10 protein-coding genes are annotated in these 11,186 nt (G+C 63.3%); 1 reads left to right on the top strand and 9 read right to left on the bottom strand.

All coding sequences use genetic code 11. The annotated features are described in order from the left end of the window. Positions 1–28: 28 nt before the first annotated feature. From wecC to ACZYZE_RS06980, 6 genes are all read right to left on the bottom strand, one after another. The gene (gene wecC / locus ACZYZE_RS07005) at positions 29–1,276 is read right to left on the bottom strand and encodes a UDP-N-acetyl-D-mannosamine dehydrogenase (protein WP_463907047.1); all 1,248 of its coding nucleotides are present in this window, start codon (positions 1,274–1,276) and stop codon (positions 29–31) included. A 13-nt stretch (positions 1,277–1,289) separates the two neighbouring features. Continuing rightward, positions 1,290–2,945 (bottom strand): CgeB family protein, encoded by a 1,656-nt coding sequence (locus ACZYZE_RS07000; RefSeq protein ID WP_463907046.1) that lies wholly within the window; start codon positions 2,943–2,945, stop codon positions 1,290–1,292. Positions 2,946–3,202: 257 nt separating this feature from the next. Next, complete coding sequence (locus tag ACZYZE_RS06995) at positions 3,203–3,952, bottom strand: ABC transporter ATP-binding protein (RefSeq protein WP_463907163.1); 750 nt, start codon at positions 3,950–3,952, stop codon at positions 3,203–3,205. A gap of 124 nt (positions 3,953–4,076) precedes the next feature. After that, the gene (locus tag ACZYZE_RS06990; RefSeq protein ID WP_463907044.1) at positions 4,077–4,973 is read right to left on the bottom strand and encodes an ABC transporter permease; all 897 of its coding nucleotides are present in this window, start codon (positions 4,971–4,973) and stop codon (positions 4,077–4,079) included. After that, positions 4,970–6,712: a glycosyltransferase family 4 protein gene (locus ACZYZE_RS06985; RefSeq protein WP_463907042.1), complete on the bottom strand. Its 1,743-nt coding sequence runs from the start codon at positions 6,710–6,712 to the stop codon at positions 4,970–4,972. The genes ACZYZE_RS06990 and ACZYZE_RS06985 overlap by 4 nt, the downstream gene beginning before the upstream one ends. Before the next feature lie 83 nt (positions 6,713–6,795). Next, positions 6,796–6,927 (bottom strand): hypothetical protein, encoded by a 132-nt coding sequence (locus ACZYZE_RS06980; RefSeq protein WP_463907040.1) that lies wholly within the window; start codon positions 6,925–6,927, stop codon positions 6,796–6,798. 748 nt (positions 6,928–7,675) lie between these two features. Between ACZYZE_RS06980 and ACZYZE_RS06975 the strand changes: the two genes are divergently transcribed. After that, entirely contained in the window at positions 7,676–8,179 is a 504-nt protein-coding gene (locus ACZYZE_RS06975; RefSeq protein ID WP_463907038.1) for a DUF3515 domain-containing protein, read from the top strand. A gap of 3 nt (positions 8,180–8,182) precedes the next feature. On the opposite strand, the gene ACZYZE_RS06970 is transcribed toward ACZYZE_RS06975, so the two are convergent. Genes ACZYZE_RS06970 through ACZYZE_RS06960 form a run of 3 tightly spaced genes read right to left on the bottom strand, consistent with a single transcriptional unit; the run spans position 8,183 to position 11,186 of the window. Then, positions 8,183–9,328 carry a D-alanine--D-alanine ligase family protein gene (locus tag ACZYZE_RS06970; protein ID WP_463907037.1) on the bottom strand — a complete coding sequence of 382 codons (1,146 nt, stop codon included), beginning with the start codon at positions 9,326–9,328 and terminating at the stop codon, positions 8,183–8,185. 2 nt (positions 9,329–9,330) lie between these two features. Continuing rightward, positions 9,331–10,383, bottom strand: a complete 1,053-nt coding sequence (locus ACZYZE_RS06965; protein WP_463907034.1) for an NAD(P)H-dependent glycerol-3-phosphate dehydrogenase — start codon at positions 10,381–10,383, stop codon at positions 9,331–9,333. Next, on the bottom strand, positions 10,380–11,186 hold the full coding sequence (locus ACZYZE_RS06960; protein WP_459317553.1) for a lysophospholipid acyltransferase family protein: 807 nt from the start codon (positions 11,184–11,186) through the stop codon (positions 10,380–10,382). The genes ACZYZE_RS06965 and ACZYZE_RS06960 overlap by 4 nt, the downstream gene beginning before the upstream one ends.

Here is an 11,186-nt window from a genome sequence, read left to right as displayed (position 1 = left end):
TCCTGCCTGTCCCTCTGTGGATGCTTACCTACTGCCAGATGCCGCGGGTGTCGATAAGCGGTTTGCCGGCCAAGGCGCTGACATCCATTTCTTTGAAGTCATCGTGGTCGACCAAGAGCAGTACGGCGTCTGCGCCGGCGACAGCCGGTCCCAAGTCGTGCAGGGAGACATTGGACAGGCCAGCGAGCTGACGGGGAAGTCTATCCACGTGGGGCTCCACGACCAGAAGTTCCGCGCCGTCCAACTTAGCGCTCAACTGCTGCACGATTGCCACTGCAGGGGATTCCCGGAGGTCGTCGATGTTGGCCTTGAACGCCAAGCCCAAGACTGCGATCTTGGGTGAAACTGTATCCCCCGCAGCTTCCAGGACTTTCCGGACTACCCAGTCGGGCTTCGAGTCGTTGGTTTCACGTGCCTGCCGGATCAGCTGTGCTTCTTCCGGCGCGGCCGCCACGATGAACCAGGGATCGACGGCGATGCAGTGGCCTCCCACTCCGGGACCCGGCTGCAGGATGTTGACGCGGGGGTGGTGGTTGGCAAGTTTGATGAGTTCCCAGACGTTGATGCCCAGCTTGTCGCTGATTATCGAAAGCTCGTTCGCGAAGGCAATATTGACGTCCCGGTAGGAGTTCTCGACCAGTTTCGCCATTTCCGCTGTAGCGGCATCGGTGACGAGGATCTCGCCCTGGCAAAAGACGGCGTACAGGGCCTTGGCGAGCTCGGCTGCCGCCGGCGTCAGGCCGCCAACAATACGGTCGTTAGTGACCAGTTCGATCATGATCCGGCCGGGCAACACACGCTCCGGGCAGTGGGCCACATGGATCGACGGCTTGCCATCGGCTCCGTCGAGGCTCAGATCTGGCCGCAGGCTGACGAGGTAGTCCCCAAGGAGTTGCGTGGTTCCAGGAGGCGAGGTGGACTCAAGAATGACAAGCTCTCCACCAACAAGCTGGGGGGCGATGCCACGCGCCGCGGCCTTGATGTACGTTACATCCGCGGTGTGGTCGGCGTTGAAAGGCGTGGGGACGGCCACGATGTACGCCTGTGCAACGGGTGTTTCAGCGGATGCGCTGAGCTTGTGCTGGCTCACAGCGCCGGCCACGTAGGACGCCAGATCGGGTTCGACGAAGGGGACCTCACCACGGTTGACGGACTCGACCGTCTCCAGGTTGACGTCGACCCCGATGACATGGACGCCATTTCCGGCCAGAATCGCCGCGGTCGGCAGACCGATGTAGCCCAGTCCGATGACAGCTACAGTTTCAATAGTATTCAAGGAGAACCCCCACTCAGACAGAGACTTGGTCCCTGTAATTTCCAAAAAATTTCAATGTTCCGCTGGCCAATAGTTCGCTCTCGCTGACTTTCCAGGTGTGTCCCTCGGAGGCCCGCTGTTGGCAGTAGTTGAACCTGTCTGACGCGTAGATCACACCGCCGCCGGCAACGACGTCACGAAGGAAGCGTGTATCTTCTCCGTTGCCCACTGCGGCAAACGGGTTGCCCCGGAATACGCCGGCGGCTCCCATGATTGTGGGTCCCATGACCGTCCGAGTATACCGGTGCTCCCACTCGGCGAAGCGAAGCAGCGTTGCGTTCCGGTCCACCAGGTGCATGTAGTGCGCCTGTTTGCCCACCACGTCTGCGGCGGAATACTCCAACGCGTGAAGCTGATCACTCAGGTAATCTGCGGCATAGAAGTCGTCGTCGTCCATCTTGGTCAGGACCTGTCCGTCTGCCGCTGAGACGCACAGGTTCAGGCACTCCCCCAGGGAAACGTGCGCCTCCGCTGTCAGCAAAGTCACGTCTCGAACAACGTATTTTTCCTTAAGGTGACGGATCGTTTCGCCGTCTGCTGTGAAGCCATGTGTCAGGAGTACCAACTCTGGGTCGACGTCGCGCTGGCTTCCGACAGTCTGGAAAACGTGTTCAAGCTGCCAGGGCCGAATTGTCGACACCAGTACGGACAACGTCGGGCGCCGCGATTTGAGGGGCAGTTCCGGGGCGACGGCGGCCAGTATTTGGTTGCTTCGCGCCCGGTACGTGTGTTCCCGCCAGATCCTCCGCTGACCCCGGTGCAGTTGGCGCTCGCCCAGCTCGGGGTTCCGATGCAGCGCGCGGAGGAGTTGCTCCGCCTCCGTCTCGGTGGCAACGGTAAAGACCTCATCCGGGCCAAAGTGCGCGCCGATTGCGGCGCTTGGTGTGGTCACGACGTTGGACCCGCTGGCGATGATCTCGAAAATTCGCCGCGAGCACATGGTGGGGGAATCCACTACAGAATTTACGTTAAGAAATGTCTTGTAGGCCTTGTAGGCGGTCAGCATTTCCGGGTAGCCAAGGGAACCGACGACCCTGTCAGCGAAGGGTGGCGGGAACTGGTATTTCGGCTCGCCGCCCATTTGCCGGGAAAAGATCTCGAGGCCCGTACCCATGACCTCTGAAGCGGCTTCGGCTGCCGTGAGCAGGAGGTCCAACTGCTCTCGGCGTTCGGGATATTTCTCGACGAAATACATCCCGCCAAAGGCAACGTCCCTGTCATGCCAGCCGTGTTTCGGGCGGACCGGGTTATGGATAACTGGTTGGGCAGCGAAGGGCAGCACGTCCACGAGATCGTGCCCCAAATCCTTCACATAGGCTTCGAGCCGGTTGGCATCACTGGTGAACACGTGGTCGAACAGCTTGGCGGCGGCCAGGAAGTCGCCGTAGTGGGGCGGATCCTCCTTATTCCAGAAGACCGTCGGAATTCCCTGTTCACGGCACCAGGACGTGAGTTGGGCCAATGCTGAAGCACCAGAATGACTCGGACCGACAATTTTCCCGCTCCACTGCCCGTTGTTACCATTCCAGGCAGATTCCACGAACAGAAGATCAACCGGATTTTCCGACAACTGTTCCAACCACGAACGGGGCGACAAAGGTATACAGGTCCATTCAGTGCCGAACGCCAACGCTGAAAAGTCGTCAAGGATTACGGCAGCGCGGGCAGCAGACCCGGCGCCGGCGCGGGAGGCTGGCACGGTCGATGGCCGGAAGGTAAGGCGCTTGTGCTTTCCGCGACCGACCCAGACACCCTCCGCACCCCGGACTGTGTCGAGCTTCCGGTGGCCTGCCTCAAATGCTTCTCGTGCCAGCCAGGTACGGACCTGCTGCGTCCCACCAGACCTGAAATGCCAAAGGAGTCTCCTCAGCGTTGGGATGTCCGCTCTCATGCCTTTGACCGCCGCGCAGAGTTGCGGTCTGTGACGTCGGCAACTTCCAGGTCGTGGATCATGCGCCGCCGAAGCTTCATGGCCCCGAAGCGGTCTCCGGCCGCAAGCTTTTGGGTAAACATGCGGTACCACTTGATGACTTCGGCCGGCGCGCCGTCCGAGACCAACTCCCCTTGGTCAATCCAAATGGCCCTATTGCAGAGCTCGGAGATCGTCGGCATGCTGTGGCTGACCAGGAAGACCGTTCCTGCCTGGCCGAGGAGTTCCAACATCCGCTTACGGGTTCTGTCTTTGAATTGTGCGTCGCCCGTGTTCAACGCCTCGTCAATGATGAGGATTTCGGGATCGATACTGGCCGCGATTGCGAACCGGAGTCTCGAACCCATGCCGGCCGAATATGACTTCATCGGCATGTGAACCGCCTCCCCCAGCCCGGACAGCTCCACAATCTCGTCATATTTTCCATCGATTTGCTGGTGCGTCATCCCCATGGCCAGGCAACCGAGGACGATGTTTTGGTCACCCGACAGGCCCGGCAACAATGCCGCGTTGACTCCGAGCATCACCGGTGTTGATGTGGCATACACTGCGCCTGACGTCGGGGGGACTTGTCCACCAACGAGTTTCAACAACGTGCTCTTGCCGGAACCATTCCTGCCGATAATTCCCACGGATTCACCGTGCTCGACAACTAAGGACAGTTCCTTGAGCGCCGACACCTCTACTGTTTTGGTTCGATTCGCCATGTTCTTTAGCCCCGGCCACCGCATCGAGGACGACGACGACGCGTCCCGGCTGCGGCTCTTTGTCCAGTAAGTCATACTGACCTTGTCGATGACGACCGCCGGCGTGCCCTGGATGAAGTTCAGGTCAGAGTTCTCGCCCATAGGTTTCCTCTCCCTTCCAGAAGAAGACCGCTCCCACAGCCAAGGCGGCAAGAGCCCAGAGGGCAAGTATGGTCCAGGCCTGCCAAGAGCCGATGCCCCCGTACAGGAGGCACTCCCGCGCCAGGTGGAGAACGTTGTACAAGGGGTTGTATTCCATCAGTGTCTTGATGGCCGGCATGGAGTCGAACCTGTCGATGGAGAAGAACATGCAGGACGTATACATCCATAGCCGCATTGCATATGAGATCAGCTGACTGGCATCGTTGAAGACAGAGACCACCCTGGCGAGGATGAGGCCCAAGCCGAGATTGAAGACAAACTGCAGCATAACAACCGGAATCAGCAGTAGCCAGCGCCAGGAAATCTCTTCGGCGGGTGGCAAAACGATGACCAGGATAAGCATCGTGATCAAAACCGGAATGTTAGACAGAAACTCGCGGACGTTTGCCGCCACGACCAAGCTCGCGCGTGGGAATTGGAACGCATGGATGACGTTCTTGTTTGCTGTGATGACGCGGGATGATGATGTGATGGCGCGGGTGGACATCTGGAACAGAAAGACGCCGATGATGAGGAAAGCAACGAAATTTTCAATGCCTCCGCCCGAATTCAGCAGCACGCCCATGATGAGATAAAACATCAAGCCGTTTAGCAGCGGACCGAGTACCAGCCAGGCCCGGCCTAGCCGGTCTTGTTCGTTGCCTGTCTGTACCCGGGACTGTGCGTCGTAGTAGATAAAGTGCCGGTAGTCCCAGAGCGACACGAGATAGTCGAGGAAAGGCGGCCTGGCACCGACCCGGCGTAGGTCGCGCAGGTTGACTGAAGTGGCGACCGCCGTTGGCGTCGGCCCCTGCGGGACTGCCGAAGTATCAGTGCTCAAATTCGAGCCTCCATTAAATGCTCATAGGCGCCGGCCAGGGTTAGCGCGTTCGCTTCCCATGTGCGGCTTTCCAGCACGCCTTGTCTCCCCGTCTGTCCCAAGAGGGCCCTTAACTCCTCGGAGTCGAGGAGTGGTTCCAGTTTAGCGGCCAAGTCCCGGGGGTCCTCCGCCGTCACCATCAGGCCGTTCGTGCCGTCCGTCACAATCTCTTGCAGGGCCTCCAGTCGGCTGGCAACTACCGGCCGTGCGCAGGCCAACGCTTCTACCGGTTTGAGTGGAGTTACCGAGCGGGTGACATCCAGATCCTTGCGTGGGACCACAAAGACATCCAAAGCCTGATGGAATAGTCGGGCCCGATCCCGCGGAACGCGTCCGGCGAAGATGATGCGGTGAGCGCATGCGCTTCGCCGGGCCAGCTGCTTCAGGGACGGCAGTGATAAGCCGTCACCGACGATCAGCAGACGAAGGTCCGGATTCTTTGGGGCCAACAGCTCGAAGGCTGCGATCAGGTCATCGATGCCCTCATAGGGCACAAGGCTGCTGACCGTGCCGATGTATGTTCCGTGTTCGGGAAGGCCCAGCTCTCGTCTTGCCGTGCACGCGTCCAGCGGTTCGTCCAGGAATTCCGCGCCAATGGCATTTGGCGTGATGATGATTCTCTCGCCTGGAATGCCGGAGGCAACAATGTTTGCCTTCATAGCCTCCCCCAGTGTCACCACGAGGTCCGCCGCGGCCATGACCTCAGCCTCGCGCTGCTGGAACAGTCGGTATTTTTCGCTGTCTCGGGCGGCCGGACCACGGGTGGCGGCCCAAGTATCAGCAAGCTGACCACGGACTTCGTACACCCACGGAATGTCAAGTGACTCCGCCACGGCCCGGACCACCATGCCGTTGACGAAGTGTGTGGTGGTGTGGAGCACGCTCGGCCTGAACTCCAAAGCTACGCTCAGCAGTTCCTCAGCCTGTTGCTGGAGACGGGCGTCCAACGTCGCCGCCAGACGAGCTGGGAGGAGCCGGCGATAGCGCACGCCGTCCACAACGTCGCTGAGGCCGGCGCGCAGCTTTCCTACCTGCACGGGATAGCCGAGGCGGGTGACCGCGAGGACATCCCACCCCTCCTGTTGCTGGGCCAGCATGATGGAGTGGGAACGCTGGGCGTAGCCACTGGCCGTGTGGGGCAGGGAATTTGTCAGCAAATGGAGGACCCTGCCGGGAACCGGGGTGTATTCGCGCCGGACCAGCGAGGGCGCAGCCCCTTGTAGTACTGCCAGTTCACCGGCCAGCCGCACCTGCTGGCGCCGTCCGAGCCGACCGGAACCTTCGAGAACGGCCACCGCGCGACTTAAGGCTCCGTCATGCCACTGCCTCCGTGCCTGGGCAGCCTCAAGCCCGCGGGAATGCCGTGCACCTGCCAGCAAGACGTCCGAAAGCTCCGGCAGATTCGCGGCGAGCGCGATGTCAGCAAGCCTCCGTGCCAGCTGGCCCGTGACATTTCGATCTGCGGCGAGCTGGAGGCGGCGAGTCACGTCCCGGTCGTCACCCCTCGTGATCGACGCCAGCAGCACCGGTATGCCCGTAGAGCTCTCGCGGGCTGTTGCACACACAAGACGTGCCAGCGGCTGGACAACGGATGCTGGCAAACGTCGGGACAACTGGAGGAACAGCACTATCGGATCGTCCGTAAGGTGCTGCCGTGCCGTGTGCGCGGCGAGCCGCACATTCTTCAGGAATTGGATCATTGAGTGACTGCACGTAGCAGACCATCGGGCCCCGGTTGGCCGGCCATAGCCCCGCCAACGACTTCTTCTTGAACCACGACCAATTACTTTCCTGCCTTGGCGGCCAGGCCGCGGCTCTTCCCGCCAAGAAACCTGAAGTACGCGAGCGCGAGTCCCAGCAGGATCAGCACGGTAACAACCTGCACCGGCAGCGGGCTTCCTGTCACAGTGGCCACGGCGGCTTGGATTTCTGCAGTGACAATAGCGGGAGGAGAGGCCGCGGGGGCAACCTCGGCAGGCGCCGTGGATCGCACGGGGTCCGGTGTCGGGGACGGCGAAGCCGTTGTCGCGGCACCGGCTGGAGCCAATTCTTCGGTGCCCGGCTCCGCCGCAGGTGGCTGAACTGGCTGCCTAAATATTGGCGGCGCAACAACCTCAGCACTGGGAGCTTCTATGACCGCCTCCGGAAGAGGCCCCGCGGGGAGCTCCATGGCCGGTGGGGATGTCACGACAGGAGGCGTCGTGTCCGCCGGCGGCGATGTGGGCTCAACGGGCTGTTCGGGCGCGGGCTCAAGGGGCGGCGGATCATCCGGCGTCGGGTCGCTAGGGGTCGGCTCAACGGGAGCAGGAGGGGGAGGCGTTGGAGTCAGAGTGACTGTTAGTGGGTCCGGAAGAACGGGGTCGTCAGCATAAGCCGCCGGGACTGCTGTGCTGATACAAAGTGCGAGCAGCGCTGTGCCCAATCCAACGCGTGCTGAACTTAATTTTCGGCTTCGCGACGTCATCGAAAGGCCCTCCCCCAGGTGCGAAATTGAATCAAAGGTGCGCTGTTCCGGCCATAACTCAAGTAATTGTCGGCGGCGCCCCGGAGTCGCACACGTCTTCCAAGTCTACTGGACGGTCCGGATCAGGGCGGTCACTGGCACTTGCGGACGGGCAGCTGTCCTGGCCGGTGCGGCCCTTCGGCAGGGATAGGCTTGAAGAATGCACCAGTTCCGTTTCCCGGCCCCCGCACGTCCGCTCCGGCTTCTGGCTGCCGCGGCCGCAGCGGGGCTCGCGTTGAGCGCCTGCGCACCGGTGGTCGACGTCGCGCCGGCCAAGAATTCCGCGGACGCCGCCTGTGCCCCGATGATGGTTGCCCTGCCGGACGCGATCGGCGAGGCCAAACTGCGCAAGACCAACAGCCAGGCCACCGCGGCGTGGGGCGATCCGTCCCTCGTGGTGCTGCGCTGCGGTGTGAACGTCCCGGGCCCGACGACGGACCGGTGCGTCAGCGTAAACGGCGTCGACTGGGTCATCAAGGAGGGCGACCCGGTCTGGACGCTGACCACGTTCGGGCGTGAACCTGCCACCGAGATCCTGATGGACCCGGACAAGATCAGCTCGGCCACTGTGCTGGCCGATCTCGCCGCCTCCGCCGCGAAGATCAAGCCGACACGGAACTGCGTGGGCCAGGCGGACCTGCAGAACCTGCCGCCGAGCCAGTAACCCCTAGCGCAGGCCCGTCTTGCGGTGCAGCGCCAGGAGGATCAGTTCGTCGATCAGCTCCGCGTAGCCCAGGCCGGAGGCCTTCCACATCTGCGGGTACATGCTCTTCGGCGTGAACCCGGGCATCGTGTTGATCTCGTTGATGATCAGCTCGCCCTCGGGTGTGTAGAAGAAGTCAACCCGGCTCAGCCCCTCCGCGCCGACGGCGTCGAACGCGACGGCGGCCAGCTCGCGGACCCGGGCGATCGCCTCTTCGGGGAGGTCGGCCGGGCAGCTGAGGTCCGCGGCGTCGTCCACGTATTTGGCGTTGAAGTCATAGAACTCGTGGCCGCCGCCGGCCACGGAAATCTCCCCCGGCATGGACGTCCGCGGGGCGTCGGTCCCCCGGCCCTCCAGCACGGCGCATTCGATCTCACGGCCCGTGATGCCGGCCTCGATGACCAGCTTCGGATCATGTTCACGGGCCGCCTCGATCGCCGCATCCAGGCCCTCGAGCGAATCCACCTTGGAGATGCCCATGGAGGAACCCGCCCGGGCCGGCTTGACGAACACCGGGAAGCCGAGCTGGTCCACGCGCTTGCGGACGGTCTCGGGATCGTTGAGCCACTGCCGGTCCGTCACGGCGATGTACGGCCCCACCCGCAGCCCGGCGGACTCAAACACCACCTTCATAAAGTGCTTGTCCATGCCGACCGCGGACGCCAGCACGCCGGCGCCGACGTAACGGGTGTCGGAGAGCTCCAGGAAGCCCTGGATGGTGCCGTCTTCGCCGAACGGGCCATGCAGCAGCGGGAAGACCACGTCCACGGCACCCAGTTCCTGCGGGACCGCGTTCGGGGAGGCCACGATCAGCTGGTGTTCGCCGCCGATCTCGGCCAGCGCCACGGTCTGTGCCGAGGACGCCACCTCGGGCAGCGACGATGCCGAGAGCGACCAGTCGTGGGTGTCGCCGGTGGCCAGCACCCACTGCCCTGTTTTGGCGATTCCGATCGGGATGACCTCGTACTTGGTCTGGTCGATGGCGCCCAGGACTCCGGCCGCCGTCACGCAACTGACGGCGTGTTCGCTGGAGCGGCCGCCGAAAAGCACCGCCACGCGGGGCCGGGACTGGCCGGTCCGGCCTGCTGTGGTCACGTTTTCTTCCGCCACGCTCAATAGTCGCCTTCGGGTTTCAGGTTCCGGGACAGCAGGAGCGGCCCCAGTTGGTCTACGGACAATTTTCCGGCCAGCACGGCGACGACGGCCGCCGTGATGGGCATCTCGACGCCGAGTTTACCGGCAAGTTCGTGGACGGCCTGCGCGGACTTGATGCCCTCGGCCGTCTGCGTCATTTCCGCGGTGACCTGGTCCAGCGTCAGGCCCTTGCCGAGCAGCCGCCCGGCGGTGTGGTTCCGGGACAGCGGAGAGGAACACGTCGCCACGAGATCGCCGAGGCCCGCGAGACCCGCCATCGTCTGCGCTTCGCCGCCGAGGGCGAGGGAGAGCCTTGACGTCTCCGCCAGGCCGCGGGTGATGACCGAAGCCTTGGTGTTGTCGCCCATCTGCTTGCCTTCGCAGATGCCGACGGCCAGGGCGATGATGTTCTTCACGATCCCGCCGATTTCGACGCCGACGACGTCCGCCGTTGTGTACGGACGGAAGTACGGGGCCGTGCAGCTGCGGGCAATCCAGCCGGCCGCAGCCTGGTCTGTGCAGGCAACGACGGACGCGGTGGGCTCTTCCCGGGCGATCTCCATGGCCAGGTTGGGCCCGGAGACCACGGCGACGCGGTCTGCCGGGATGCCCAGCTCTTCGCAGATGACTTCACTCATCCGCGCGTCGGAGTGAAGCTCGAGGCCTTTCATGAGTGAGACGACGAAGGCGCCCGGCTCCACCAGGTCCTTCCATTCGCGCAGCTGCGGCCGCAGGGTCTGCGCGGGCACGGCAAGCACCACCAGCTCGGCCCCGGCAAGAACCTCGGCGACGTCGGTGGACGCGGTAATGCTCGGCGGCAGCGCCGTGTCTTTGAGGTACTGCTCGTTGCGGTGCTTTAAGTTGATTTGCTGCACGACTTCGCGGCGGCGGCCCCAGAGCCGGATCTCACGCTCGACGCCGGACGCGGTGGCCGCGTCGGCGAGGATCTTCGCGAAGGCGGTCCCCCAGGAACCGGCGCCGAGGACGGCCACCCGGGCGGCGGAGCCCGTTCCGCGGATGTCCGCCGTCATGCGTCGTCCGCGCTGGTTCCGGTGCCGCCGTCGTCCGCGGTGATGCCTTTACCGCCGTCGGACGCGCCGCGCTCGGTGAAGCGGCCGTGGGCTGACTGGTTGTGCGCCGAGGGGTCCCAGCGCACCAGGGGCGGCTGTCCGCCGCGCAGGGTGGCCAGAAGCTCAGTGATGGCGTCCATGATGACGTTCGTGGCCTCGCTGAGGGTGGCCTTGTCCAGCGGCCGTCCGGCGAAGGCACTGAGGTCCACGGGTTCGCCGACCACCAGGCGCGAAGTTTTCCGCGGGAAGATGTGGAAGCGTTTGGCATAGCGGGGGAAGACTTCGTGGGCTCCCCAGTGGGCCATGGGGACCACCGGGATGCCGCTCTCGAGTGCCATCCGGGCGGCGCCGGTGTGGCCCTTCATCGGCCACAGTTCGGGGTCGCGGGTCAGTGTGCCCTCGGGGTAAATGATGATGGCACCGCCCTCGCCCACTATTTCCTTCGCGATCTGCAGCGAGCGGTTGGCCCCTGCCGAGGAACGTTCCACCGGGATCTGCTTGGTGTTGCGCAACACCGCCCGGAGGACCGGGACCTTGAACAGCCCGGCCTTGGCCAGGAAGTGCGGCATCCGCTTCTGGTTGTAGAGCATGTGCCCCACCACCAGCGGGTCGATCTCGGTGCAGTGGTTGGGTGCGGCGATGAAGCCACCGGCTGGGAGATTCTCCAGCCCGGTCCATTTCTTTTTCATCAGCAGGTTCATGGCGGGCCGGACGATTCCGGCCACGATGACAAAGGTGATGTGGCTCTTGGCCGATTCCTTCAC

The organism is Pseudarthrobacter woesei (assembly GCF_055412745.1).
This window is presented reverse-complemented; position numbering and strand designations above follow the sequence as displayed.